This is a genomic window from Sphingobium sp. FG11 (assembly GCF_057809915.1).
In genome coordinates this window covers 252930-279427 of the sequence record NZ_JBMDKW010000002.1, presented here as the reverse complement: position 1 = coordinate 279427, position 26498 = coordinate 252930, and the positions used below count along the sequence as shown (strand labels likewise).

Genomic DNA, 26498 nt, shown 5'->3' with positions numbered 1-26498 from the left:
ACCGACAGGAAACTGCCAACGCCATGGCCCGTGCCATGCGCGTAATCGAGACCTTGCGCCCACAGATATTGCCGCGCCAGCACATCGAGCTGGCTGCCCCGCGTGCCCTTGGGAAACACGGCGGTGGCGAGCGCGATATGGCCTTTCAGAACAAGCGTGAAATGCCGCTTCATTTCCGCCGTCGCCGCGCCGATGGCGATGGTGCGGGTCACGTCGGTCGTGCCGTCGCGATATTGCCCGCCGGAATCGACCAGATAGAGCGAGCCGCTCTCAAGCAGCCGGTTGGTCTTCGGTTCGGCGCGATAATGGACGATCGCGCCATTGGGTCCCGCGCCGCTGATCGTGTCGAACGACAGGTCCATCAGCTCGCCGGTGTCGCGACGAAAGGCCTCCAGCCGCGCCGCCGCGCCCAGTTCGTCCAGCGTTTCGCCGGGCGCTTCGACCGACAACCAGTGCAGGAAGCGGCACAAGGCGGCGCCGTCGCGTGCCTGCGCCGCCTTGTGCCCGGCGATCTCGGTCGCGTTTTTGATAGCCTTGGGCAGCACGGCGGGGTCGCGCAGCGGCAGCACCGTAGCGCCGCCCGCATCCAACGCGTCGAAAATCGCCGCCACGGCTCGTTCGGGATCGGCGGCCACCGTCTTGCCCGACAAGGCCACCAGCGCAGGGGCGAAGGCAACGCGGTCATGCACCCGCACGGCGTCGCCCAGATGCGCGATCACCGTCGCGTCGATCTTCTCAGGCGCGACGAACAGATCCGCCGTCGCATCGGCATGGACGATGGCATAGGCGAGCGCGACCGGCGTGCGCTCCACATCCTGCCCGCGAATGTTGAAGGTCCAGGCGATCGAATCAAGCGCCGACAGGATGACCGCATCGGCTGAGTTCGTCGCCAGCCATTGCGCCATGGCCTGCCGCTTGTCCGCGGCACCCTGACCGGCATGGCGATCCTCATGGCGCACCAGTCGCGCGGCGCTGGGAGCGGGCCGATCGGGCCAGATCGCGTCGATCGGATTGCTATCGACCGCGACCAGCCGCGCGCCCTTCCCGCCGAGCGCCGCGCTCGCCTGTTTCACCCAGGCGCGCGTGTGCAGCCAGGGATCATAGCCGATCCGCGCGCCGCCCCCCGCATGATCCTTCAGCCAGTCCGCGATCGATGTCTGCGGCACGCTTTCAAATTGCCATTGCCCGCCGTCGACCTGCTCGCGCACCTGAAGCGTGTAGCGCCCGTCGACGAAGATCGCGGCCTCCAGCGGCAGCACGACCGCGCTGCCCGCCGACCCCTGAAATCCGGTCAGCCAGGCGAGCCGCCGGGCATAGGCGCCGACATATTCGCTCATATGCTCGTCGGTCAGCGGCACCACGAAGCCGTCCAGCGAATCGCGCACCAGTTGCTCGCGCAATGCCTTGAGCCGGTCCTCATAAGTCGACATCGAAATTTCCTCGAATGCGTCAGCCCCCTTGCGCGGGCGGTCATGAGGACAACATAAGCAGGCCCGGCCGCTTATGCCAACACATGGAACCTGAATGACCCAGACGCCTGCCTCCGCCGCTCCCATCGCGCCCCGCCGCACGCACAGCTTCAGCCATCACGGGCTGACCGTACAGGATGACTGGGCGTGGCTGCGCGATCCGGGCTATCCCGATGTGCAGGACAGGCAGGTGCTGGACTATCTGGCGGCGGAGAATGACTGGTTCGAAAGCGCGATGGCGCCGCACAAGCCGCTGATGGACCGGCTGTTCGCGGAGATGAAGGGGCGCATCAAGGAAGATGACAGCTCGGTCCCGCAAAAGGATGGCGACTATATCTACTGGCGGGCGTTCGAGACCGGCGCGCAATATCGCAAATGGTACCGCAAGCCGGTTGCAGGGGGCGAGGACCAGTTGATCCTCGACGAGCCGGCGCTGGCGCAGGGGCATGACTATTTCCGCCTCGGCGCGATGTCGGTCAGCCCGGACGGGCGCTATCTCGCCTATGCCATCGACGATGACGGGTCAGAACGGTTCGAGGCGCGGATCAAGGACCTGTTCACCGGCGAGATATTGCCGGAGGTAATTCCTGACACATTATCGGCCCTCGTATGGACCAGCGACAGCCGGGGCCTGATCTACGGACTCGCCAACGAGAATTGGCGTACCGACAATGCGCGGCTGCATCGGCTGGGCGCGCCGGTGGAGAGCGATATCGAGCTGTTTCATGAGGATGACGAGGGATTCCGCGTTTCGGTGGGCCTCACCTCGTCGGAAAAATGGATCGTCATCGCCACCGGCGACCATGTGACGACCGAGGCGTGGCTGGTCCCCGCCGACGATCCCACCGCCACGCCGCTGCTGGTCGCCGCGCGGCAGCCGGGCCGGGAATATGATGTCGATGAGCATGAGGGCACGCTCTATATCCGCACCAACGACGCCCATCCCAATTTCCGTCTGGTGAAAGCGTCGCTCGACGCACCCGCCGCGTGGGAGGAGGTGATCGCGCCCGACGATCATTTCTATCTGACCGACTTCACCCTGTTCAAGCGCTTCTACGTGACCGAAGGGCGGCAGGACGGACTGGATCAGATCGAACTGCGCGACTATGCGACCCACGCGGCGAAACGGCTGTCTTTCCCGGAGGCCAGCTATTCCGCATCGCTCGACGATAATCCCGAATATGATGTGGCGACATTGCGCATCGGCTATGAATCGATGGTTACGCCCGACACCATCTATGATTATCATCTGGATGACGGGCGTTTCGAACTGCTCAAGGTGCAGGAGATACCGAGCGGCTATGACGCGGAGCGCTACACCACCGAACGGCTGATGATTCCCGCGCGCGACGGCACGCCGGTGCCCGTGTCGATCGTCTACCCGAAAGACTTCCCCCGCGACGGCAGCGCGCCGCTCCACCTCTATGGCTATGGCGCCTATGGTCTGGCGATGGAGCCGGGTTTTTCGACCGCGCGCCTGTCGCTGCTCGATCGCGGCTTCGCCTTCGCCATCGCCCATATTCGCGGCGGCGACGATCTGGGGCAGCAATGGTATCTGGACGGCAAGCTCGACAAGCGGACCAACACCTTCAACGATTTCGTGGACGTCGCGAAGGGGCTGATCGAACACGGCTATACCAGCAGGGGCCGGATCAGCATTTCGGGCGGATCGGCCGGTGGCGAGCTGATGGGCGCGGTCATCAACAGCGATCCCGACCTGTGGGGCGCGGTGGTGGCGCATGTGCCGTTCGTTGATGTGCTCAACACCATGCTGGACGAGACGCTGCCGCTGACTCCGGGCGAATGGCCCGAATGGGGCAATCCGATCGAGGACAAGGCGGCGTTCGAGACGATCCTGGCCTATGATCCCTACAGCAATGTGCGCGCGCAAAACTATCCGCCGCTGCTGGTGACGGCGGGGCTGAACGACCCGCGCGTGACCTATTGGGAACCGGCCAAATGGGTGGCGAAGCTGCGCGCGACCAAGACGGATGGCAACGCGCTGCTGCTCAAGACCAATATGGGCGCGGGCCATGGCGGCAAATCGGGACGGTTCGAAAGCCTGCACGAGACGGCGGAGGAGTTCGCCTTCATCCTGTGGCAGCTCGGCGTCGAAGAGTGATGGCAGCCTCCTTCACAACGACCATCACCGCGCTGCCCGAGCATATCGACATATTGGGTCACGTTAACAATGCGGTGTGGGTGCAGTGGATGGAGCATGTCGCGACGCAGCACTGGACCCGCGATGCCGACCCTGCCCATGTCGACGCCTATGTCTGGGTCGTGACGCGGCATGAAATCGACTATCGCGGCAATGTCCATGCGGGCGAAACCGTGACCGCGCGCACCTGGATCGCGGAGCCGCCGCGCGGGGCGCGGTTCGATCGGCTGATCGAATTTACCGGGCCGGACGGCAATGTGAAGGTCGCGGCCCGCTCCACCTGGGCGATCATCGACAAGCTATCGGGGCGCATCTTGCGCGTGCCTGCGGAGGTCGCCGCGCCTTTCCTCGACGCGTAGATGGAACCCTCAGCCGCCAGCGCCGCGTGGCACCGACCATGCGGGAAAGGCCGGGCTGCCGGTGTCCGCCGCGTCTGACAGCGTGGTTTCGTCCAGCACGGCCAGAAACGCCGCCATCGCCCTGCCCAAAATCCCGCTCGTCGCGCAGTCCGCGCGCAGCACGCAGTTGGCGCAATCGGCAAGGCGCAGGTTCGGCTCCAGCGCGCGCACCACTTCGCCGATGCTGATGTCGCCGGCCGGCCGCGCCAGCGACACGCCGCCGCTGCGTCCGCGCTGGCTGGTGATGAAACCGGCATGGCCCAGCGCCTGCGCGACCTTGGCGACATGATGATAGGATAATCTGTGCGCGGTCGCGAAGCCGGTCAGCGACACCGGCCCGCCGTCGCCCCTCGCGAGCACGATCAGCAGGCGCAATCCGAAATCGGTATGCTGGGTCAGTTGCATATCATGGTCCGCAAAAACCATTGCATGAAACAGGCATTTATAATACTGGTATATTTAATACCACATATAGGAGCCGTTCATCATGCGCATCGTTTCTCCAGAGGCCATCGCGATCGTCAAATCCACCGCGCCGCTCATCGAAAAGGAAGGGCTGGCCATCACGACGGCCATGTATGCGCGATTGTTCGAAAATGCGGAGATCGCCGCCATGTTCGATGCGGCGGCGCAGGAAAGCGGGGAACAGCCCCGGCGGCTGGCGGCGGCGATCCTCGCCTATGCCCGCAATATCGACAAGCTCGACAATCTTGGGTCAGCGGTCGAACGCATGGTGCGGCGGCATGTCGAGACCGGCGTGCGGGCCGAACATTACCCCTATGTCGCCAATGCCCTGCTGCCCGCGATCCGCGATGTGGTGGGTGCAGAGATCGCCACGGATGCCGTGCTGGCGGCGTGGGGCGAAGCATATTGGATGCTCGCCGACATCCTGATCGCTGCGGAGACAAAGGGTTACGCGGAAGTCTGATCGGTAAAACCGGAACCCGGTTCACGACGAGACGTTTGGCTCCATCATCATGAGAGGAGTGATTATGCCTAGGATCGGGTCCGCCATGCGCGGCATGTTTGCAGCTTCGGCGCTTTTTCTGGTCGCATCGCCGGCACTGGCCGGGGATGAGGAGAGGGCGCTCGCCGCGATCGCCCAGGCGCAGGGCAAGATCGATGCGGCGGCGCAGCTCAAGACCGGCACCGCTTCCCCCGAATTGCTGGCCAAGGCGAAAGCTTCGCTGCGACTGGCGCAGGAAGAGCTGAAGAGCGGCAAGGAGCAGAGAGCGATACAGGACGCCATTGCTGCGCAGCAATTTGCCGACACCGCCATTGGCGAGAGCAAGCAGCGTGCCGATGTCGATGCGCAGGTGCAGGCATCGACGGTCGCCAACGCTCAGCAGGATGCCGCCGCCGCCAATGCACGGGCCAGCGTCGCTGAACAGGCCGCAGCCTCCGCTGCCGCCAATGCACGGGCCAGCGTCGCTGAACAGGCCGCAGCCTCCGCTGCCGCCGATGCGCAGGTGGCACGCAACGCGGCCGCCGCTGCGGTAGCGACGCCCGCCACCACGACGGTCACGACCGAAACGGTCAAGACCGCCCCGGTGACAACGGCAAAGGCGCCGGTCCGCAAGCGCAAGGTCGTGCGCAAGACCACGGCGCCAGCACGCGCCGCCGTGACGGAAAAGACGACCACGACCGTCACGCATCAATAATCCTGGCAAGGGCGGCCGGTCCTCGGCCGCCCTTTTATGCTGCAAGCGCGAAAGCGGTATGGCTATGGCTCGGCGGGCGGCGTAATTTATGCGGTGCCACGTCAAGGAGCATCCGCATGCCCGATTCGCCCTGGTCGCTATTTTCGCCCTTTTCCCAGACCTTCGGCAAATTCGTGAATGAGCCGATCACGAGCTGGCAGCGTTTCTTCAACCCGCAACTGGTGTTCAACTATAACCCGCAGGACGAGCCGGTCGAAGCGCATGTTCTGTCGCGGGTCGGCAGCTATGGCAGCCAGATTAGCACATTGATCGACATGATCGACCTGCTCCAGCGCCGCCTGCTGCCGGCTGAGGGTCTCGAAGGCGCGGACCTGGAGACGCTCAAGGCGTTCGACGCGCTGCGCGACACGGCTAATCAGGCGGTCGACGAATTTCGTGGGCGGGTGAGCGCGGACGATATCGTCACCGCCGCCAAGGCGTTGCGGAAGCGTGATCCGGGCGGGGCGCAGGCATTGCGCGAGCGGCTCGATGCTGCGCTGGACGCCGACTGAGCGCGATTAACGGATCGCCGCGACCTCGTCATCGATCGTCGGCTCTGCGTCCATATCGTCCCGCTCGCTCGCCTGCCGCGCCCACATGATCGCATAGAGACCATCGGCGCGGACCAGATCGCCGTGCCGCCCGCGTTCCACGATTCGCCCCTGATCCAGTACAATGATCTCGTCGGCATCGACCACGGTCGACAGCCTGTGCGCCACGACGATGGTGGTCCGTTTGCGTGAAATGCTGCGCAGCACATCCTGAATTTCGGTCTCGGTCCTGCTGTCCAGCGCGCTCGTTGCCTCATCCAGCACCAGCACCGGCGGGTCCTTGAGCAGCGTGCGGGCGATCGCCACCCGCTGCTTTTCCCCGCCCGATAGCTTGAGGCCGCGTTCGCCCACGCGCGTGTCGTAGCCAAGCGGCAGGCTGAGGATGAAATCATGGATCGCCGCCGCCTTCGCCGCCGCCTCGATCTCCTGCTGGCTCGCGCCTTCCCTGCCATAGCCGATATTATAGCCGACCGTATCGTTGAACAGCACCATATCCTGCGGCACGATGCCGATCGCGCCACGCAGCGATTCCTGCGTCACGCCCCTGATGTCCTGCCCGTCGATGGTCACGCGGCCCGACTGGATATCGTAGAAGCGGAACAGGATGCGCGCGATCGTGGATTTACCCGCGCCAGATGGGCCGACGATCGCCAGCGTCCGCCCGGCGGGCACGGTGAAGCTGACGTCGTGCAATATCTCGCGCTGCGGATCATAGCCGAAGCGGACATGATCGAACCGCACTTCGCCTGCCGGAACCGACAGCAGCGGCGCGCCTTGCGCATCGGCGATCTCCGCATCCGTATCGATCAGCTTGTACATGCCCTCCATGTCGATCAGGCCCTGCCGGATCGTGCGATACACCATGCCGAGCAGATCGAGCGGCCGGAAAAGCTGGGCCAGCAGCGTGTTCACCAGCACCACGTCGCCGGTCGTGAACGTCCCCTTGCTCCATCCCCAGACGGTATAAGCCATGGCTCCCGCCATCATCAGGTTGGTGATGAACGACTGGCCGATATTGAGCCAGGCGAGGCTGTTTTCGCTCTTCACCGCCGCCCGCGCATAATTCCGCATCGCCCGACTGTAGCGCACCGCCTCGCGCCGTTCAGCGCCGAAATATTTGACCGTTTCGAAATTCAGCAGGCTGTCGACGCCATGGGCGACGGCGTTGGTGTCCATGTCCACCATGTCACGGCGCAGCTGGTTCCGCCACTCGGTGATGAGCCGGGTATACCAGATATAAAGCGCCACCATCACCAGCGTGGCGGCGACGATACCCCAGCCGAACTTCACGAAAAAGATGACGCAGACCGCGCCCAGTTCCAGCACGGTGGGGGCGATGTTGAACAGCAGGAAGTAAAGCATCGTGTCGATGCTTTTCGTGCCGCGCTCGACGATCTTCGTGACCGCGCCCGTTCGCCGGTCGAGATGGAAGCGCAGCGACAGGCGGTGGAGATGCACGAAGACATCGTCGGACAGGCGGCGACCCGCTTCCTGCCCGACCTTTTCGAAAATCGCGTTGCGCAGATTGTCGAACAATACCCCGCCAAAGCGCGCGCCCGCATAAGCAAGGATCAGCGCGATGGCGAGCCCAGCGGCGGGTTCGAGGCCCGGCGCCATCCGGTCGATCGCACCCTTATAGGCGAAGGGCATGATGAGCGTGATGGCCTTGGCCAGCGCCACCAGCACCAGCGCGATCGCCACCCGGCGGCGCAACGCCGGGGCATCGGCTGGCCAGAGATACGGCAGAAAGCGCCGCAGCGTCGCCCAAGCGGGCGGGATCGGCGTGTCGTCGGGCGTCGATGGAGGCATGGACGCCATGTAGGCGGTTCATGCGCGCCTTGTAAGCCCCTCCCCTGTGGGAGGGGCCGGGTCGTCAATCCCGCAACAACTCATTGATTCCCGTCTTGGACCGGGTCTGCGCGTCGACGCGCTTGACGATGACCGCGCAATAGAGGCCGGGGCCGGGCGTGCCGTCGGGCAGTGGCTTGCCGGGCAGATTGCCGGGCACCACCACCGAATAGGGCGGCACTTCGCCCATGAAGATTTCGCCGGTAGCGCGATCGATGATCTTGGTCGACTGACCGATGAACACGCCCATCGACAGGACCGAACCCTGGCCGATCCGCACGCCTTCGACCACTTCGGAGCGTGCGCCGATGAAGCAGTCATCCTCGATGATGACCGGGTCAGCCTGCAACGGTTCCAGCACGCCGCCGATGCCGACGCCGCCCGACAGGTGGACATTCTTGCCGATCTGGGCGCAGCTGCCGACCGTCACCCAGGCATCGACCATCGTGCCTTCATCGACGAACGCGCCGATATTGACGAAGCTCGGCATCAGGATGACATTCTTGGCGATATGCGCGCCGGCGCGGGCGAGGCTGCCGGGCACCGCGCGGAAACCGGCGGCGCGGAACGCCGCTTCGTCCCAGCCCGCGAACTTGCTCGGCACCTTGTCCCACCACTGGCCGCCGCCGGGGCCATTTTCGATCAGGGCGTTATCGTTGAGGCGAAAGGACAGCAGCACCGCCTTCTTGGCCCATTGATTGACCTGCCATCCGTCCGTAATCGGCTCGGCGACGCGCAGTTCGCCCTTGTCGAGCAGGCCAAGCGCCCGGTTCACGGCCTCGCGCACCGGACCCTGGGTGGACAGGCCGATGGTGGCGCGGTCCTCCCACGCGGCGTCGATGGTGGCGATCAGGTCGTGGCTCATGCTTTTATCCCCAATATGTCGGTCAGAAATGGCGTCAGATGGTCGGTTTCGAAATCGATATAATCGGGATGATGGCCGTGATTGCCGGCCTCCGATCCGTTATTGACCCAGATGGTGCTCATGCCGATCGCCTTGGCGGGCTTGAGGTTTCGGGCCATATCCTCGAAAAAAGCGGCGCGGGCCGGATCGACGCCATGCGTCTCGCATAGCGCGGCATAGCCCGACGGATCGGGCTTGGGCACATATTGGCAGGCGTGAATGTCGTGGATCAGCTCGAACGCTTGGCCCAGCCCCAGCCGGTCCAGCACCCTTGCCGCATAATCCGCATCGCCATTGGTGAAGATCAGGCGACGACCGGGCAGCGCGGCGATGGCGGCATTCAGCACCGCGTCCACCGCCAGCCGGTCCATCGAAATATCATGGACATAGTCGAGGAAAGCGCGCGGCTCGATGGCGTGATGCCGCATCAGGCCCGCCAGCGTCGTGCCATGCTCCATGAAATAGCGCTTCTGCGTCGCCCGCGCGATTTCCGGATCACAGCCGAGCAGCCCCTGGATGAACTCGCCCATCTTCACATCGATTAGCGCGAACAGATCCGCCTTCGCCGGATAAAGCGTGTTGTCCAGATCGAAGATCCAGCAATCGACATGGGCAAGCGCGGGCAGCATGGCGCGGCCCTAATGCGCTGCGGGGTGACGGGCAAGGCCCCTTCGGAACGGCTGCTCCCGCCTTAGCAGCCCGGCGCGGCGCTATCGGCGTAGAAGGTCTGCACCGCGTCCCATGCTTCCTGCGCGGTTTCGACCCAGGTCAGCAGGTTGAGATCGGACGGCGAAATCACGCCTTCGTCCGCCAGCGCCTCGAAATCCACCACCCGGTTCCAGAAATCGCGGCCGAACAGCAGCACGGGGATCGGCTTCATCTTGCCGGTCTGGATCAGCGTCAGCAACTCGAACATCTCGTCGAACGTGCCGAAGCCGCCGGGAAACACGGCAAGCGCCCGTGCCCGCAGCAGAAAGTGCATCTTGCGCAGCGCGAAATAGTGAAACTGGAACGACAGTTCCGGCGTCACGAAAGCGTTGGGCGCCTGCTCGTGCGGCAAGACGATGTTCATGCCGATGGTCTGCGCCCCGACATCCGCCGCGCCGCGGTTGGCCGCTTCCATGATCGAGGGACCGCCCCCCGAACAGACGACGAAATGCCGGCATCCTTCCTGTGTCACCGGATATTGCGCCGCGATCCGGGCGAGCGCGCGCGCCTCGTCATAATAGCGCGCCTTGGCCGCCAGATTGTCCGCGACGCGCCGTTGCTCCGGGGTCGTCGCGGCATCCAGCAGCGCCTGCACCTGTTCGGGTTGGGGAATTCGGGCTGAGCCATAGAAAACGAAGGTCGATTCGATCCCGGCTTCGTCCATCAGCAACTGAGGTTTCAATAATTCGAGCTGGAAACGGACCGGGCGCAGATCCTCGCGCAGCAGGAACTCGGTATCCTGAAAGGCGAGGCGATAGGCCCCGCTGCTGGTCTGCGGCGTGGCGACGGCATTTTGCGCGTCGCGGGCTTCCTGCCGGGCGGGGCGGAACTTGCGCTCTTCGATTTCCTTGCGAGTCATGGGGGCGACCTAAGGCGTGCCCGCGACAAAACCAAGCCCGATCAGCGGCAGAAGCCAATAGAGGGTGTTTGGGAAATGCGATCTTTCGCGCATTTTCAAACGGACGCTCAGCGGCAAAAGCCGCCGCGGCCGCCCATGTCGAAATGCAGATGGTCGCGATGCGCCGCATTATAGTCGGGGCTGAGCACGGTATTGAACCGCTTGCAGGCGCTGGCGCGCACCACCGTCAGGAACTGGCGGGTGCGGCTGTCGCCATTCCATCCCTGTTCGACGGTGATTCGCCGTCCGTCGTCCAGCACGAAAGCGGACACATCGACTGCGTTGCTATGCGCATGTTCGGACAGTTTCGCGCTGCCCGCGATCGGCCGACAATTATAGGTGCCGAAGGTTTCGATCCGCACGATTTCAGCCCCCAATATCGCGCGCGCAGCCGGCTCCGCGCCATAGCGCGCCCAGGCGGCGAAATTGGCGGCAAGGCTACAGGTCATTGCCCCTAAATTGGTCGCGGGCACGCCGATATCGAGCAATTTGACCGCGCCATAGGCGCTGCACCCATTGCCGAAATTGCGATCGGGCAGGGGGGTGAAGGCCACTGCCACGCTGGCCAGCCGGGCATGACATTGATTGAGATCGAACGCCTGCTGCGCGGAAGGTTGCGGCCGCGCGGGCGTGGTTCGGGTCGGCGTCGCGACCCGGCCGCGCGGCACCAGATCGCCGCTGCACGCCGCCAGCGCGATCGTTGCCGCCAGCGTGGCTCGTCGCGCGATGTCGCGCCAATTCGGTCTGTTAACCGCCCGTTCCGCCATGTGCGCCAGATTAGCGCCGCATCCTTTGGCGGAAGGTTAACAGCCTGTTCGGCTCGTCGCATTCCGGGCCGCACTTGACAGATAAAGCGAAATCTTTAGGGCGGCGAGCGGGCCACGCGGTCCCAACGCCGCGCAGCTCTCTGTAAGGAGAAGCAGTACATGACTGATATTACCCAAGCCGGCGCCACCATTGCGCCTGCGTCCAAGCCCGCAACCCTGCCGGCGCGCCCCTTCTTTTCTTCCGGTCCCTGCGCCAAGCCCCCCGGCTGGAGCGCCGCCGCGCTCGCCACCGATTCGCTTGGCCGCTCGCATCGTTCCAAGATCGGCAAGACTCGTCTTGCCTACAGCATCGACCTGATGCGCGAGTTGCTGAACCTGCCCGACACCCACCGCATCGGCATTGTGCCCGGTTCGGATACCGGCGCGTTCGAAATGGCGATGTGGACGATGCTGGGCGCGCGCCCGGTCACCACGATCGCCTGGGAAAGCTTCGGCGAAGGCTGGGTGACGGACGCCGCCAAGCAGCTCAAGCTCGACCCCACCGTCATCAAGGCCGATTATGGCCAGTTGCCCGACCTTTCGACCGTCGATTTTTCGACGGACGTTCTGTTCACCTGGAACGGCACCACCAGCGGCGTGCGCGTGCCCAACGCCGACTGGATTCCGGCGGACCGCGCGGGCCTGACCTTTGCCGACGCGACCAGCGCGGTGTTCGCCTATCCGATCGACTGGGCAAAGATCGACGTCGCCACCTTCTCCTGGCAGAAGGTGCTGGGCGGTGAGGGCGGCCACGGCGTGCTGATCCTCGGCCCGCGCGCGGTCGAGCGGCTGGAAAGCTACACCCCCGCCTGGCCGCTGCCCAAGGTGTTCCGCCTCGTGTCGAAGGGCAAACTCGCCGAGGGCGTGTTCAAGGGCGAGACGATCAATACCCCGTCGATGCTGGCGGTCGAGGATGCGATCTTCGCGCTCGAATGGGGCAAGTCGATCGGCGGCGCGGCGGGCCTGATCGCGCGCAGCGACGCCAATGCGGCCGCGCTCGATAAGATCGTGGCGGAGCGCGACTGGCTTGGCCATCTCGCCACCGATGCGGCCTCGCGCTCGAAAACGAGCGTCTGCCTGACGGTCGCGGGCGCCGACGAAACGTTTATCAAGAGCTTCGCTGCCCTGCTGGAGAAAGAGGGTGCGGCGCTCGACATCGCCGGCTATCGCGATGCCCCCGCTGGCCTGCGTATCTGGTGTGGCGCGACCGTCGACACCGCCGATATCGAGGCGCTGGGACCGTGGCTCGACTGGGCCTATGCGACCGTGAAGGCTGCCTAACTCTCATAATCCCCGTCATTCCCGCCAAAGCGGGAATCCATCTCCGGCCCCGTTCTGCTTTGTGACGTCGGAAGATGGATCCCCGCCTTCGCGGATGACGAGCCAATCAAGGAATCGACAATGCCCAAGGTACTTATCAGCGACCAGATGGACCCCCGCGCCGCCGCGATCTTCCGCGAGCGGGGCGTCGAGGTCGACGAAATCACCGGCAAGACGCCTGAAGAGCTGAAAGCGATCATCGGCCAGTATGACGGCCTCGCCATCCGCTCCTCGACCAAGGTGACGAAGGAGATTCTCGACGCCGCGACCAACCTCAAGGTCATCGGCCGCGCGGGCATCGGCGTCGACAATGTCGACATCCCCTATGCCTCCGCCAAAGGCGTGATCGTGATGAACACCCCGTTCGGCAACTCGATCACCACCGCCGAACATGCCATCGCCCTGATGTTCGCGCTTGCCCGCCAGTTGCCGGAGGCCGACGCCTCGACCCAGCTTGGCAAGTGGGAAAAGAACCGCTTCATGGGCGTGGAAGTCACCGGCAAGACGCTGGGCCTGATCGGCGCGGGCAATATCGGTTCGATCGTCGCCAGCCGCGCGCTGGGCCTGAAGATGAAGGTGGTCGCCTTCGATCCGTTCCTGACGCCCGAGCGCGCCGTGGAAATGGGCGTGGAGAAGGCCGATCTCGACACGCTGCTGGCAAAGGCCGACTTCATCACCCTGCACACGCCGTTGACCGACCAGACCCGCAACATATTGAGCCGCGAAAACCTCGCCAAGACCAAGAAGGGCGTGCGCATCGTCAACTGTGCGCGCGGCGGCCTGATCGACGAAGTGGCGCTCAAGGAGGCGCTCGATTCGGGCCAGGTCGCGGGCGCGGCGCTCGATGTGTTCGTCAAGGAACCGGCGAAGGAATCGCCGCTGTTCGGCACGCCGAACTTCATCTGCACGCCGCATCTGGGCGCTTCGACCGATGAGGCGCAGGTCAATGTCGCGCTTCAGGTGGCTGACCAGCTTTCCGACTACCTGCTCGACGGCGGCATCACCAATGCGCTGAACGTGCCGTCGCTTTCCGCCGAGGAAGCACCCAAGCTCAAACCCTATATGGCGCTCGCCGAACGGCTGGGTTCGCTGGTGGGCCAGCTTGAGGGCGACCAGATCACCGGCATCGCGGTCGAGGTCGAGGGCCATGCCGCCGAACTCAACCAGAAGCCGATCACCGCAGCCGTTCTCGCCGGGCTGATGCGCGTCTATTCGGACACGGTGAACATGGTCAATGCGCCCTTCCTCGCGAAGGAGCGCGGTCTCGACGTGCGCGAAGTGCGCCATGATCGGGAAGGCGATTACCAGACGCTGGTGCGCGTTACCGTCACCACCGAAAATGGCGACAAGTCGGTCGCGGGAACGCTGTTCGGCCATGCGTCCCCACGCCTCGTCGAACTGTTCGGCATCAAGGTCGAGGCCGATCTCGCCGGTACGATGCTCTATATCGTCAACCAGGACGCGCCCGGCTTCATCGGTCGCGTCGGCACCACGCTGGGCGAGGCGGGCGTCAATATCGGCACCTTCCACCTTGGCCGCCGCAATCAGGGCGGCGAGGCGGTGCTGCTGCTGTCGGTCGACGGCGCGGTGACGGAGGAACTGCGGCTGAAAATCTGCGAACTGACCGGCGTGAAGCAGGTCAAGCTGCTGCGCTTCGCCTGAAACCACGGGGAGCCGGGGGCTGGCCTAATCCGCCAAACTCGTTAAAGGGCCAGCCATGACCAGCTTCCCCCCCGGCCTCCTGCCCGAAGGGCTTTCCGACCGCCTGCCGCCGCAGGCCGAAGCCTCCGCGCGGCTGACGCGGCGCGTGCTCGATACCGTGGCGGCGCATGGCTATGAACGGGTCATGCCGCCGCTCGCGGAGTTTGAGGAGACGCTGGTCGGCCGCCTCAAATCTGCGCGCGCGCAGGATTTGCTGCGCGTCGTCGATCCCGTATCGCAGCGCAGCCTCGCGCTGCGGCCGGACATGACCGCGCAGGTCGGCCGCATCGCCGCGACGCGGCTGTCCGGCGTGGCGCGTCCGTTGCGCCTCTCCTACGCAGGGCCGGTGATCCGCCTGAAGGCGAACCAGTTGCGCCCTGAGCGCGAGAAGCTCCAGCTTGGCGCGGAACTGATCGGATCGGACGGGGTCGCCGCCGCAGTCGAGATCGTCAATGTCGCGATCGAGGCGTTGCAGGCGGCGGGCGTCACCGGCATCACCATCGACTTCACCCTGCCCGACCTGATCGACGCGCTGGCCGCCGGGCCGCTGCCGCTGGATGTCGATGAAATCGAGGCGGTCCGCGGTGAACTGGACGCCAAGGATGCCGGCGCGCTGGTGGCGATTTCACCGGCGGCTGCCGCCTATCTGCCGCTGATCGAGGCGACCGGCCCGTTTCATGCCGCGATGGAGCGGCTGGAGGCGCTGAACAGGTCGCTCGGCGGCGCGATCGACAGCCGCATCGCCGGTTTGCGCGCGATCGCCAAACCGATCGGCTGGGACATCAACCTGACGCTCGATCCGACCGAGCGCCATGGGTTCGAATATCAGAACTGGTTCGGCTTCTCGATCTTCGCGGAAGGCTTCATCGGGGAGATCGGCCGGGGCGGCAGCTATGCGATCGCGCATGGCCAAGGCGCCGACGAGCCTGCGGTCGGCTTCTCGCTCTATCCCGATCCGCTGATCGACGCGGGCTTCGGCAGCGATTCGCCCCGCCGCCTGTTCCTGCCCGTCGGGGCCGACCCGGCGCGCGCCGCCGCGTTGCGCGCGGAAGGCTGGCACACGGTCGCGGCGCTCGGGGCTGACGAGGACGGCGCGTCGCTGCGCTGCTCGCACTGGCTCGATGGCGTGGAACCGCGCGCCTATTGATCCCTCGCCAGCTGGCGACGGACAGGCGGTATCGTGGCGCAGACGGGCGTTCCGTCCTTCCCCGTGCCATTCACGATGATTTCGATCGCGCGCTGCTGGGTCGTGGCCTGCGCCAACAGGCCGGTGTCCATATCGTGAATGTCGATCTTCATCCGCCGGGACCAGGGGGACGCCGGATCGCCCGCAAGCTGGCCAACCCGGATATAGATGAAGCGTCGCACCGGACCCTCGCGGCGGATCTGGTCGCCGAAGAATTTGGGGCCGGGCGCAACGCGGATCGGCACATCGAACGTCAGCGGCTCGCCAGCCTGTGAGATTTTGGGATCAAGCGGTCCTTCGTCTTTCGCCTGAAGGCTGTGCATCACCCCCGCCACCGGCTGTTCGATGATGATCCGCAAAGCAATGTCGATCTGTTCTGCCTTGGCCATGTATTTTCGTAGCGTCCGCGCGGTCGCGTGGAAAGGCCGGGCGGTGACTCATGCGCCTTGACTGGCCGCCCGTGCGGGGTTAACGCGCGCCCCGCACAGGATGGCCCAAGGGGCATCCACCCGATTCAAGTCCGGTCGCCGAGTCCTGTCGAAGGGCGGCCAGGACTCGCTCTGGCAGGGCGGAGTCGTATATCCATGGCAAATGTCACCGTAATCGGCGCCCAGTGGGGCGATGAGGGCAAGGGCAAGATCGTCGACTGGCTGTCGGAGCGCGCCGATGTCGTCGCCCGCTTTCAGGGCGGCCATAATGCCGGGCACACGCTGGTCGTCGGCGAAAAGGTCTATAAGCTGTCGCTGCTGCCGTCGGGCATCGTGCGCGGCACGCTGTCTGTCATCGGCAATGGCGTGGTGCTCGACCCCTGGCATTTCAGGGAAGAGGTCGCCAAGCTGACCGGGCAGGGCGTGACGATCACCCCGGACAATCTCCAGATCGCCGAAACCTGCCCGCTGATCCTGCCGTTCCACCGCGACCTCGACGGACTGCGCGAAGATGCGTCGGGTGCGGGCAAGATCGGCACGACCCGGCGCGGCATCGGCCCGGCTTATGAGGACAAGGTCGGCCGTCGCGCGATCCGGGTGTGCGACCTCGCGCATCTCGATGATTTGGGACCGCAGCTCGACCGGCTGACCGCGCATCACGACGCTCTTCGTGCCGGGTTCAATGAGCCGCCGATCGATCGCGACGCGCTGATGGCGGAACTGACCGCGATCGCCGACTTTATCCTGCCCTTCGTCAAGCCGGTCTGGCTGACGCTCAACCGCGCCAAGGCGGACGGCAAGCGCATCCTGTTCGAAGGCGCGCAGGGCACGCTGCTCGACATCGACCATGGCACCTATCCCTTCGTGACCTCGTCCAACACCGTGGCGGGCACGGCGGCGAGCGGCACCGGGCTTGGCCCCTCGGGCGCGGGCTTCGTGCTCGCCATCGTCAAGGCCTACACCACCCGCGTCGGCTCCGGTCCCTTCCCCACCGAACTGGAGGACGAAACCGGCCAGCGGCTGGGCGAGCGTGGCCATGAGTTCGGCACCGTCACCGGGCGCAAGCGCCGCTGCGGCTGGTTCGACGCCGTGCTGGTGCGCCAGTCGATCGCGGTATCGGGCGTCACCGGCATCGCGCTGACCAAGCTCGATGTTCTGGACGGGTTCGAGACGCTGAAGATCTGCGTTGGCTACCGGATCGGCGAACAGACGTTCGACTATCTCCCCGCCCATGCGCAGGATCAGGCGAAGGCGGAGCCGATCTACGAGGATATCGAAGGCTGGCAGGACACGACGGCGGGTGCGCGTAGCTGGGCCGAACTTCCCGCGCAGGCGATCAAATATATTCGCCGGATCGAGGAGCTGATCGGCTGCCCGGTGACGCTCGTATCCACCAGCCCCGAGCGCGAGGACACGATCCTGGTGCGCGATCCCTTCGCGGACTGATCGGGAGGCTTGGGGCAATGGCGGGCGATCGCTTCGAACGGCACAAACAGCCCTGGACCCAGGATGAGGTCCAGAAGCTGCATACGCTGTCGAAAAAAGGCATGGCCCTCAAAGCCATTGCCAAGGCCCTGACCCGCAGCGAGGAGTCGGTGAAGCTGCGGGCGAAGGCGGACGGGCTGTCGATCGCGAAGCTGCGATAGCTGGGACTATGGGCGGCTAAGGCCGAAAGCGGACTGGCGGCTTTCGGGAACCGCTCAATCATATTTCCGGTAAGGGCGGCCCCGCCCTCGTTCACGAGCGGTTTGATGAGGAAGCCGAGTTTCAAACCGTTTGAGTTCCTTTAGATGGTCAGGATCAAATGGGGCTGCTCGTCGCAGCCAATATCTATAGGATGCAAGGTTGCCTCGATTGAATGCATCCATGGCGAGATGTTGAGCGGCATATTCATAGCCGCCCTTATGCGCTCGATAGTAGAGGCCCGCTCGGCTGAACGGATCAGATATTCGTCCTTCCTTGCGGAAGGTATCGGCCAAAGTGACCATAGCAGAGAAATCTTTGCCTAATGCCAAGTGCCATAAAATGGGTTCGTATAAGCCACACCCATGCTCATCCTTAATGGACCAATACCGCATCCAAAGGGCATCACGCTTTGCCAGACTATTTCGCGATTTCATGTGTCCAAGCTACATAGCTCCTATGATTTCGCAATGTCCGCTATCAGCACGTAGGATCGTCGCCTCCAATGGCAACAAATGATCATAGCTATCCGTCCGCTTCCCAGTCCAGCTGCGCCCCAAGGCGTGGCCCTGCGACTACAGCCCCGCCGGAAAACATCCTATTGCGCCTCCGGTCCTCGCTTCATCCTGTCCTATTGCGATCCCGTCCGGCTAATCTGCCCCGGTTTTTGAACCCGCAAATAACCGGACCCACCAGCCTCGCGCGCCCGTGCGTGCGCCCGCGCGTACCCGCCAGAGTGTGAACTTCCGCGAAAATCCGCCGTTTCCGGCTCCGGCCCCGGCCTTCAACCCTTCCGGTCGCCGTCCACCATGTCCGATGCCAGTTCCAGCCCCGCGCGGCCGCCCGCCGCCGTATGCGCCGGGGCCTTGGGATGGGGGGTGTCGGCTGGCTCTTCGACCTCCAGCATGCCTTCCCATTTGGTGATGACCGATGTCGCGATGGCGTTGCCCAGCACATTGGTGGCGGTGCGGCCCATGTCCATGAAATGATCGACCGCGAGGATGAAGGCGACCCCCTCGACCGGCAGGTCGAACTGGCCGAGCGTAGCGGCGACTACCACCAGCGAGGCACGCGGGACTGCGGCGATGCCCTTGCTCGTCACCATCAGGACCAGCAGGATGGTGATCTGGGTCGCGATCGGCAGATGGATATTATAGGCCTGCGCGATGAAGATCGTCGCGAAGGTCGAATACATCATCGACCCGTCGAGATTGAAGCTGTAGCCCAGCGGCAGCACGAAGCTGTAGATGCGGCGCGGCACGCCGAAGCGGTCGAGCTGCTCCAGCATCTTGGGATAGGCGGCTTCCGAAGAGGCGGTGGAGAAGGCGATCAGGATCGGTTCGCGCACATATTTGAGCAGCTTGACCATCCGTTTGCCAAGGAAGATCGATCCTGCGGCCACCAGCAGCAGCCACAAGGCGAACAGGGCGATATAAAATTCGCCGACCAGCTCGCCGAAGGTCTTGAGCACGCCAAGCCCTTCGGTCGTGACCACCGAAGCCAGCGCGCCGAACACCGCGAAGGGCGCGACGCGCATGACATAGCCGGTGACTTGCAGCATCAGCTCGACCATCGCCTCGATCACGGCGACGATCGGCTTGCCCTTGTCGCCGATCGCGGTCAGCGCGACGCCGACGAACAGCGAGAAAACGACGATCTGGAGGATGGAATTTTCCGCCATCGCGCCGACCATCGAGGTCGGAAAGACGTGGAGGATGAAGTCGCTGAAATTGAGTGCTTCGGTATTGACCCCGGACTCCGCGCCGCTGCGCACGAGGTTCAGCCCTTCGCCGGGTGCGAAGAAATTGACGAAGATGAGGCCCAGGGTCAACGAAATCAGGCTGGCGATGATGAACCAGGCGAGCGCCCGCCCGCCGATCCGCCCAAGCGCGGCGCTATCCCCCATATGGGCGATGCCTGCCACCAGCGTGGAAAAGACGAGCGGCGCGATAATCATCTTGATGAGGTGCAGGAAGATGTCGGCGAGCAGATGGAAATATCCGGCGACGGTCTTGGCCGTGGCCGCATCGCCGCCGATCCAGACATTCGCCGCAAATCCTACCAGCACGCCCAGGACCATGCCGGTCAGGATATAGGCCGTCAGTCTGTTACGCATGCACGCCCCTTCACCCGGCGCGCCGATGCGCGCGCCCCAATGCCGTCCCGTCAGGCGTCGAACCCTAACAGGCGCCCGACCCACCCGCAATCGGATGCGCCGCTTCTCATGAGCCTAGACGAACGAGCGGGGCCAGTCCGCGCCGCGCCGATCAGGAAAGCATGTGCGTCAGGGGTATAGCAGCCCCTCGCGCCAGTCCGGCCCGGCCCGTTCGAACAGCCGCCGTTCATGCAGCCGGTGCTCGCGATCCTGCCAAAATTCGATGCGCTCGGGCGTCACGCGAAAGCCGGACCAATAGGGCGGGCGGGGCACGGGGGCGCCCGCGAATTGGGCTTCGGCCTGTTCGAAACGGGTCAGGAACACCTCCCGCGAAGCCAGCGGCCGCGACTGGTCCGATGCCCATGCGCCGAGCTGGCTGTCCCGGCTACGGGTCGCGAAATAGGCGTCGGCGGCGGCATCATCCACAGGTTCCACCGCCCCTTCGATGCGGATCTGACGGCGCAGCGACTTCCAGTGAAACAGCAGCGCCGCATGCGGATTTTCAAGCAGTTCGTTCGCTTTGCGTCCCTCGAAATTGGTGTAGAATATAAAGCCGTCCGGCCCATGGCCCTTCAACAGCACCATGCGCACCGAAGGATGACCGCGCGCGTCGGCGGTGGCCAGCGCCATGGCGTTGCTGTCGTTGATCTCGGTCTCGCGCGCCTGCGCGTACCATTCTTCGAAAAGGGCGATGGGATCGGTCATGGCAAAGGCTTAGGCGCGGGGGTAGCGCGTGTCGATAAGCGACTGTTCCGCTTGAAGCATCGCGGCCTTTTCGCCACATAGGGCGCAGTTTCGCAACAACCCTGTCACCAAGGATGAATCCCGGCCGATGGCTGATCCCTATTCCACATTGGGCGTCGCGCGCGGCGCGAGCGAGGCCGAGATCAAATCGGCCTATCGCAAGCTCGCCAAGGAACTGCACCCCGATCGCAACAAGGATAATCCCAAGGCGTCCGAACGCTTTTCGCTGGTGACGAACGCCTATGACCTGCTGTCCGACAAGGACAAGCGCGCCCGGTTCGACCGGGGCGAGATCGACGGCGACGGCAATCCGGCCGCGCCGTTCGGCTTTGGCGGTGGCGGTCCGGGCGGCGGTTTCCGGGGACGGCCCGGTGGCGGCGGTCAGCCCGGCGGGTTCGAATTCAACGAAGGCGGCGACTTCGGCGATATTTTCGAAGGGCTGTTCGGCGGTGGCCGGCGCGCGCCCGGCGGCGGTTTCGGGCGCGGCGCGCCACCGCCCAAGGGCGCGAACGTCGCCTATCGGCTGGCGGTGCAGTTCGTGGACGCGGCGACGCTCGCGCCCCAGCGCATCACCTTGCAGGACGGCAAGACGATCGACCTGAAGCTGCCCGCCGGGGTCGAGACGGGGACGCAGATGCGCCTGTCGGGCAAGGGGCAGGCGGGGCCGGGTGGCGCAGGCGATGCGATCGTGACGATCGACGTCAAGCCGCACGCCTTTTTCCGGCGCGATGGCGACAATGTCCTGCTCGATCTGCCGATCACGCTGGATGAGGCGGTGAAGGGAGGCAAGGTCAAGGTGCCGACCGTCGATGGCCCGGTCATGCTGGGCGTGCCGGCCGGCGCGGGTCCGGGTAAGACGCTGCGTCTGCGCGGGCGCGGCTTTACCGGCAAGGATGGGGAGCGCGGCGACCAGCTCGTCACCCTGCTGGTCGATGTCGCCGCCGACGATCCGGCGATTCAGGCGCTGGTGGCGGGGTGGAGCGACAGCCGCGCCGTGCGCGCCCATCTGGGCGTATAGGGCGTTAGGGGCGGATGCCACGACCTTCGCCCCAATCCCCCGAATCGCGACGCCAGCGACTGACCGGAGAAGCGCGCTACAAGTTCAACCGCCAGATGGACCGCATTCGTCCCGGTTCTTACGCTTTCGAGATCATGAAACGGGTCGCCGTGGGCACCTATAATGACGGGTTCATCCACGCCGGGAACCTCGCCTATCTGTCGCTGATGACGCTGTTCCCCTTCTTCATCGTCGCCGCCGCCGTGGCCAGCATCTTCGGCCGGTCGGAGGATGGGCTGGCGGCGGTCGGCGCCTTCCTCGCCACCGTGCCGCGTGGCGTGGCGGATGTGGTGCGCCAGCCGATCGAGGATGTGCTGCACGCCCGCACCGGGCCGTTGTTGTGGTTCGGCGGCCTCGTCGGCCTGTGGACCGTGGGTAGCCTCATTGAAACGATCCGCGACATATTACGCCGCGCCTACGGGACGAAAAGCACCCGCCCTTTCTGGCACTACCGCCTGACCGCGATCGGCATCACGCTGGTCAGCGTGCTCGCGGTCATGTTCGCCTTTTCGATGCAGGTGATGCTGACGGGCATCGATCAGCTCGTCCACAGCCTGTTCCCTTTCGCGGATGACGCGATCCGCATCGTGACGCTGACGAAGATGGTGCCGATGGCGATCCTGTGCGTCGCCCTTTACTCGCTGTTCGCCTCGCTGACGCCCAGCGCCTATCGCGATCCGCGCTTCAACAAATGGCCCGGCGCGATCGCGACTGCCCTGTGGTGGTATGGCGTCACCTTGCTGCTGCCCGTCACGCTTTCGCTGCTTGGTGGCTATGACCGGACCTATGGCAGTCTGGCCGGTGTCATGATTACGCTGATTTTTTTCTTTCTCGTGGGGCTTGGCGTGGTAATTGGCGCGGAACTCAATGCGGCGCTGGCGGAATTTCCCGAAGAGGAACAGGCAGAAGCGACGCTGGACAAAGGGAATGGAACCAGGGAATGAACGGCTTGATGGCAGGAAAGCGCGGGCTCATCATGGGCCTCGCCAATGACAAGTCGCTGGCATGGGGTATTTCCAAGGCGCTGCATGCGCAGGGAGCCGAACTTGCCTTTTCGTATCAGGGCGAGGCGCTGGCCAAGCGCGTGCGGCCGCTGGCAGAGCAGGTCGGTTCCGATTTCCTGATCGATTGCGACGTGTCGGACATGGACAAGCTGGACGCGGCCTTCGCCGAGATCGAGGCGCGCTGGGGCAGGCTCGACTTCGTGGTTCATGCGATCGGCTTTTCCGACAAGAATGAGCTGCGCGGCAAATATGTCGACACCAGTCTCGAAAATTTCCTGATGACGATGAATATTTCGGCATTCAGCTTCGTCGCGGTAACGAAGCGCGCGCGCGCGCTGATGCCCGATGGCGGCAGCATCCTGACGCTGAGCTATTATGGCGCGGAAAAGGTCATTCCCCATTATAACGTCATGGGCGTGGCCAAGGCGGCGCTGGAAACATCGGTCAAATATCTGGCGATGGACCTGGGACCGGAAAATATCCGCGTCAACGCCATCTCCGCCGGACCGATCAAGACGCTCGCGGCCAGCGGCATCGGCGATTTCCGCTATATCCTCAAATGGAACGAGCTGAATTCGCCGCTGCGGCGCAACGTCACGATCGAGGATGTCGGCGGCGCTGCCCTCTACCTGTTGTCCGGCCTGTCGTCGGGCGTGACGGGCGAAGTCCATCATGTCGACGCGGGCTATAATGTCATCGGCATGAAGGCCGAGGACGCACCCGACATCGCGCTCGAAAAATGAGCTTCAACACATTTGGCCGCGTCTTTCGCTTCACCACCTGGGGCGAAAGCCATGGGCCGGCCATCGGCGCGGTGGTGGATGGCTGCCCGCCCGGACTGGCGCTGAGCGAGGCCGACATCCAGCCGCTGCTCGACAAGCGCAAGCCCGGCACATCCAAATTCACGACCCAGCGGCGCGAAGCGGATGAGGTGCGCATCCTGTCAGGCGTGTTCGAGGGACGGACGACCGGCACGCCGATCAGCCTGATGATCGAAAATACCGACCAGCGATCGAAGGATTATTCGGACGTCGCCAAGGCTTACCGCCCCGGCCATGCCGATTATGCCTATGACGCCAAATACGGCTTTCGCGACTATCGCGGCGGCGGCCGGTCCTCCGCGCGCGAGACCGCGAGCCGGGTCGCCGCCGGAGTGGTGGCGCGGGCCGTGATCCCCGAAGTCGAAATTCTCGCCTGGGTCAGCGCCATCGGCGGCGACGCGATCGACCCGGCGCGGTTCGACGCGGCGGAGATCGGCCGCAATCCCTTTTTCTGCCCCGACCCGGAGGCGGCGAAACGCTGGGAAAAGCTGGTCGATGATGCGCGGCGCGACGGTTCCTCGCTCGGCGCGGTGGTCGAATGCGTCGCTACCGGCGTACCTGCAGGCTGGGGCGCGCCACTCTATGCCAAGCTGGACAGCGAGCTGGCGGCGGCCTGCATGAGCATCAATGCGGTGAAGGGCGTCGAGATCGGCGACGGTTTCGCCGCCGCCGCGCTGCGTGGCGAGCAGAATGCCGATCCGATGCGGCCGCGCGGTGACGGTGGCAATGACGGTCCGGTCTTTCTAGCCAACCATGCCGGCGGCATCGCGGGCGGCATCTCGACAGGGCAGCCGGTGGTGGTGCGCGTCGCCTTCAAGCCGACCAGTTCGATCCTGATCCCGGTCGAGACGGTCACACGCGACGGGGAAGCGACGGAGATTATCACCAAGGGGCGTCACGACCCCTGCGTCGGCATTCGCGGCGTGCCCGTGGTCGAGGCCATGGTGGCGCTCGTCCTGGCCGACCAGAAACTGCTCCATCGCGCGCAATGTGGCGATCGGGGATAATGGGATGCGGCGAACCGCGCCGCATTTCCGCCCGGTGACGTAAATGCCGCACGACAGGGACGGGAAACAGGATTAGCATCTCCTCATGTCCTCACGAAGGGCTATGCGGCAGAGCGAAAGCAGGGGAGCGCCATCATCCTCATGAGGATAGGCTGGCGGTCAAAACGTCCTCCAACGCCGCGATCCGGGCCGACCATGGCGACATGGCCGGCCCTTTCCATGTCAGCGCCCGCGTGGCGAGCGCCACTATGAACCCAGCGGACCTGTCCGGCGCTGCGCTGACCCCTTAACCGGGCCTTCCACAGCAGAGGAAAGCCGCGATCATGTCCAGCCTGCCCTTTCATCAGGTCGACGCCTTCGCCGACGCGCCGTTCACCGGCAATCCGGCGGCGGTGATGCCGTTGACCGCCTGGCTGGACGATGTCACGCTGCAAGCGATCGCGGCGGAAAACAACCTGCCCGAAACGGCCTTCCTCGTCGCGACGCCCGATGACCCGGATGCCGATTATGCGCTGCGCTGGTTCACGCCCGCCGTGGAGGTCAAGCTGTGCGGCCACGCGACCCTCGCCAGCGGCCATATATTGCTCACCGGCGACAGGATCCGTTTCCGCACGAGGCATGCTGGAATATTGACCGTCGAACGGGCCGGGGCAGGCTACGCCCTCTCGTTGCCCGCCTGGACGATGACGCCGCGCGACCTGCCCGAATTGGCGCAGGCGCTGGGCGGCCATCCGACCGCATCTTTCTGGCGCGATGGTGGCTATAGCTTGTTCTGTTATCCCGACGCGGCGGCGGTGCGCGCCTTGACCCCCGACTTTGTGGCGCTCAGGGCGCATGGCGATCTGATGCTGATCGCGACCGCGCCTGGAGAGGATAGCGATATCCTCTCCCGCGTGTTCGTGCCGGGCGGCGGCATCGATGAAGATCCGGTGACCGGCTCTGCCCATGGCCTGCTCGCGCCCTTTTGGGCGGAGCGGCTGGGCAAGAGCGCGATCAGCGCGGTTCAGGCTTCGTCGCGGGGCGGCCGAATTGGCTGTACGCTCGCCGGCGACCGGGTGGTGCTGACCGGCGGCTGTCGCACCATCATCGAAGGGCGCTTCTTCCTTTAGCGCCTGTCACCCATTCCCTGCATCAGGCTTTGGTCGCGGTATCGACCGTGTTTGCAGCAGGGGTAGCGGATGGCTTCGCCACCTTGCCCGGCGACTTTCGGGGGGCGGCTTTCGCCTTTACGGGTTTGGCCGTCGGTGTATTCGCTGGGAACAGCTTGAGCGTTTCGGCGCTTTTCCGGTCCCCGGTGCCGGCCTTGGCTTCAGCGGCGGGACGAGGACTCGCCGGAGCGGCCTTGGCCTTTTTCGCGGAAGTCTTGCTGGCGGGCTTGGCCGGCGCGTCGCTTGCAGTAACTGCGGCCGCCGGTCGCCGCCCGAGACCGATTTTCTTGGCGATGGCGCGGCGTTCGGCGGCGAAATCGGGCGCAACCATGGGATAGGTGGCGGGCAGATTATAGCGCTCGCGATAGCTGTCGGGCGTCAGGCCATGTTTCGAAAGATGGCGCTTGAGCGTCTTATAAGCTTTGCCATCGATCAGACTCAAGATGTGGCCGGACGCGGCAAGGCTTTTGCGCGCCGACACCGCCGGTGTATGGACAGGAGCTTCGGCCTGCGCAGGTACGCTGGCCTTTTCTTCTATCAGCGCGGCTTTGGTAGTGCGAACAAGATCGGCGATATCGGTATGCGCGACCGTGTTATTGGCGAGATAGGCGCTCAGGAGCTGAACGGTAAGCGTCGCGACGTCAGGCTGTTCGTTATCTGCCATGAAAGGGGACCTTTATATTAGGGCGTGGCCTACTCATGCAATGTTTCATGGCCGTTGTAAATTCGTCTATGTTGTTCTCTTGCCTTCGATCACTGCGCGCATGTCCGATAATAGCACGCCATTATTCGCGGAGTGCC

General features: G+C 64.6%; 26 protein-coding genes. 15 read left to right on the top strand and 11 right to left on the bottom strand.

Annotated features, from left to right (window positions below):
- A partial coding sequence (locus tag ACODSN_RS02975) for a M24B family metallopeptidase (RefSeq protein ID WP_489053022.1) occupies positions 1–1430 on the bottom strand: 1430 nt, incomplete at its 3' end.
- 94 nt (positions 1431–1524) lie between these two features.
- On the opposite strand from ACODSN_RS02975, the gene ACODSN_RS02970 reads away from it, so the two are divergent.
- Together ACODSN_RS02970 and ACODSN_RS02965 are read left to right on the top strand one after the other, a co-directional pair.
- Positions 1525–3591 carry a S9 family peptidase gene (locus tag ACODSN_RS02970; RefSeq protein WP_489053020.1) on the top strand — a complete coding sequence of 689 codons (2067 nt, stop codon included), beginning with the start codon at positions 1525–1527 and terminating at the stop codon, positions 3589–3591.
- On the top strand, positions 3591–3989 hold the full coding sequence (locus ACODSN_RS02965; protein ID WP_489053018.1) for an acyl-CoA thioesterase: 399 nt from the start codon (positions 3591–3593) through the stop codon (positions 3987–3989). Before ACODSN_RS02970 ends, ACODSN_RS02965 begins: the two co-directional genes overlap by 1 nt.
- A 9-nt stretch (positions 3990–3998) precedes the next feature.
- Here ACODSN_RS02965 and ACODSN_RS02960 read toward each other — a convergent pair whose 3' ends face one another.
- Positions 3999–4433, bottom strand: a complete 435-nt coding sequence (locus ACODSN_RS02960) for an RrF2 family transcriptional regulator (protein WP_489053017.1) — start codon at positions 4431–4433, stop codon at positions 3999–4001.
- 82 nt (positions 4434–4515) lie between these two features.
- Here ACODSN_RS02960 and ACODSN_RS02955 point away from each other — a divergent pair, with 82 nt between their 5' ends.
- The 3 genes from ACODSN_RS02955 (at position 4516) to ACODSN_RS02945 (ending at position 6240) form a co-directional block, all read left to right on the top strand.
- Positions 4516–4956 carry a globin domain-containing protein gene (locus ACODSN_RS02955; protein WP_489053016.1) on the top strand — a complete coding sequence of 147 codons (441 nt, stop codon included), beginning with the start codon at positions 4516–4518 and terminating at the stop codon, positions 4954–4956.
- An 85-nt stretch (positions 4957–5041) separates the two neighbouring features.
- Positions 5042–5689: a hypothetical protein gene (locus ACODSN_RS02950; protein ID WP_489053014.1), complete on the top strand. Its 648-nt coding sequence runs from the start codon at positions 5042–5044 to the stop codon at positions 5687–5689.
- 116 nt (positions 5690–5805) lie between these two features.
- Positions 5806–6240, top strand: a complete 435-nt coding sequence (locus tag ACODSN_RS02945) for a hypothetical protein (protein ID WP_489053012.1) — start codon at positions 5806–5808, stop codon at positions 6238–6240.
- 6 nt (positions 6241–6246) lie between these two features.
- Here the strand turns inward: ACODSN_RS02945 and ACODSN_RS02940 are convergent, their stop codons facing one another.
- The 5 genes from ACODSN_RS02940 to ACODSN_RS02920 form a co-directional block, all read right to left on the bottom strand.
- The gene (locus tag ACODSN_RS02940) at positions 6247–8088 is read right to left on the bottom strand and encodes an ABCB family ABC transporter ATP-binding protein/permease (RefSeq protein WP_489053043.1); all 1842 of its coding nucleotides are present in this window, start codon (positions 8086–8088) and stop codon (positions 6247–6249) included.
- Positions 8089–8152: 64 nt separating this feature from the next.
- Positions 8153–8992 (bottom strand): 2,3,4,5-tetrahydropyridine-2,6-dicarboxylate N-succinyltransferase, encoded by an 840-nt coding sequence (gene dapD, locus ACODSN_RS02935; protein ID WP_489053011.1) that lies wholly within the window; start codon positions 8990–8992, stop codon positions 8153–8155.
- A complete protein-coding gene (locus ACODSN_RS02930) occupies positions 8989–9660 on the bottom strand; it encodes a pyrimidine 5'-nucleotidase (RefSeq protein ID WP_489053010.1) in 672 nt (223 codons plus the stop codon). The genes dapD and ACODSN_RS02930 overlap by 4 nt, the downstream gene beginning before the upstream one ends.
- A 62-nt stretch (positions 9661–9722) precedes the next feature.
- Positions 9723–10598, bottom strand: a complete 876-nt coding sequence (locus ACODSN_RS02925; RefSeq protein WP_489053008.1) for an LOG family protein — start codon at positions 10596–10598, stop codon at positions 9723–9725.
- 107 nt (positions 10599–10705) lie between these two features.
- A complete protein-coding gene (locus ACODSN_RS02920) occupies positions 10706–11404 on the bottom strand; it encodes an extensin family protein (RefSeq protein WP_489053006.1) in 699 nt (232 codons plus the stop codon).
- Between the two features lie 159 nt (positions 11405–11563).
- Here ACODSN_RS02920 and ACODSN_RS02915 point away from each other — a divergent pair, with 159 nt between their 5' ends.
- From ACODSN_RS02915 to ACODSN_RS02905, 3 genes are all read left to right on the top strand, one after another.
- Complete coding sequence (locus ACODSN_RS02915; protein WP_489053005.1) at positions 11564–12724, top strand: phosphoserine transaminase; 1161 nt, start codon at positions 11564–11566, stop codon at positions 12722–12724.
- A gap of 120 nt (positions 12725–12844) precedes the next feature.
- Positions 12845–14425 carry a phosphoglycerate dehydrogenase gene (serA, locus tag ACODSN_RS02910; RefSeq protein WP_489053003.1) on the top strand — a complete coding sequence of 527 codons (1581 nt, stop codon included), beginning with the start codon at positions 12845–12847 and terminating at the stop codon, positions 14423–14425.
- A 55-nt stretch (positions 14426–14480) separates the two neighbouring features.
- Positions 14481–15611 carry an ATP phosphoribosyltransferase regulatory subunit gene (locus tag ACODSN_RS02905; RefSeq protein WP_489053002.1) on the top strand — a complete coding sequence of 377 codons (1131 nt, stop codon included), beginning with the start codon at positions 14481–14483 and terminating at the stop codon, positions 15609–15611.
- On the opposite strand, the gene ACODSN_RS02900 is transcribed toward ACODSN_RS02905, so the two are convergent.
- Entirely contained in the window at positions 15605–16039 is a 435-nt protein-coding gene (locus tag ACODSN_RS02900) for a DUF5990 family protein (RefSeq protein ID WP_489053001.1), read from the bottom strand. The two genes, ACODSN_RS02905 and ACODSN_RS02900, sit on opposite strands and share 7 nt — an antisense overlap.
- A gap of 195 nt (positions 16040–16234) precedes the next feature.
- On the opposite strand from ACODSN_RS02900, the gene ACODSN_RS02895 reads away from it, so the two are divergent.
- Complete coding sequence (locus ACODSN_RS02895; protein WP_489053000.1) at positions 16235–17524, top strand: adenylosuccinate synthase; 1290 nt, start codon at positions 16235–16237, stop codon at positions 17522–17524.
- A 17-nt stretch (positions 17525–17541) separates the two neighbouring features.
- Positions 17542–17724, top strand: coding sequence for a hypothetical protein (locus tag ACODSN_RS02890; RefSeq protein ID WP_489052999.1), 183 nt, complete (start codon positions 17542–17544; stop codon positions 17722–17724).
- Between the two features lie 821 nt (positions 17725–18545).
- On the opposite strand, the gene ACODSN_RS02885 is transcribed toward ACODSN_RS02890, so the two are convergent.
- Both ACODSN_RS02885 and pdxH read right to left on the bottom strand, forming a co-directional pair.
- The gene (locus tag ACODSN_RS02885) at positions 18546–19877 is read right to left on the bottom strand and encodes a dicarboxylate/amino acid:cation symporter (protein ID WP_489052997.1); all 1332 of its coding nucleotides are present in this window, start codon (positions 19875–19877) and stop codon (positions 18546–18548) included.
- A gap of 168 nt (positions 19878–20045) precedes the next feature.
- Entirely contained in the window at positions 20046–20621 is a 576-nt protein-coding gene (gene pdxH, locus ACODSN_RS02880; protein ID WP_489052996.1) for a pyridoxamine 5'-phosphate oxidase, read from the bottom strand.
- A gap of 127 nt (positions 20622–20748) precedes the next feature.
- Between pdxH and ACODSN_RS02875 the strand changes: the two genes are divergently transcribed.
- The 5 genes from ACODSN_RS02875 (at position 20749) to ACODSN_RS02855 (ending at position 25658) form a co-directional block, all read left to right on the top strand.
- On the top strand, positions 20749–21678 hold the full coding sequence (locus tag ACODSN_RS02875; RefSeq protein ID WP_489052994.1) for a DnaJ C-terminal domain-containing protein: 930 nt from the start codon (positions 20749–20751) through the stop codon (positions 21676–21678).
- Between the two features lie 14 nt (positions 21679–21692).
- Entirely contained in the window at positions 21693–22661 is a 969-nt protein-coding gene (locus tag ACODSN_RS02870) for a YihY/virulence factor BrkB family protein (RefSeq protein WP_489052993.1), read from the top strand.
- Complete coding sequence (gene fabI / locus ACODSN_RS02865) at positions 22658–23464, top strand: enoyl-ACP reductase FabI (RefSeq protein ID WP_489052991.1); 807 nt, start codon at positions 22658–22660, stop codon at positions 23462–23464. The genes ACODSN_RS02870 and fabI overlap by 4 nt, the downstream gene beginning before the upstream one ends.
- The gene (aroC, locus tag ACODSN_RS02860; RefSeq protein WP_489052989.1) at positions 23461–24549 is read left to right on the top strand and encodes a chorismate synthase; all 1089 of its coding nucleotides are present in this window, start codon (positions 23461–23463) and stop codon (positions 24547–24549) included. Before fabI ends, aroC begins: the two co-directional genes overlap by 4 nt.
- 323 nt (positions 24550–24872) lie before the next feature.
- On the top strand, positions 24873–25658 hold the full coding sequence (locus tag ACODSN_RS02855) for a PhzF family phenazine biosynthesis protein (protein ID WP_489052988.1): 786 nt from the start codon (positions 24873–24875) through the stop codon (positions 25656–25658).
- Positions 25659–25680: 22 nt separating this feature from the next.
- Here ACODSN_RS02855 and ACODSN_RS02850 read toward each other — a convergent pair whose 3' ends face one another.
- A complete protein-coding gene (locus tag ACODSN_RS02850) occupies positions 25681–26361 on the bottom strand; it encodes a Ros/MucR family transcriptional regulator (RefSeq protein WP_489052986.1) in 681 nt (226 codons plus the stop codon).
- Positions 26362–26498 lie beyond the last annotated feature (137 nt).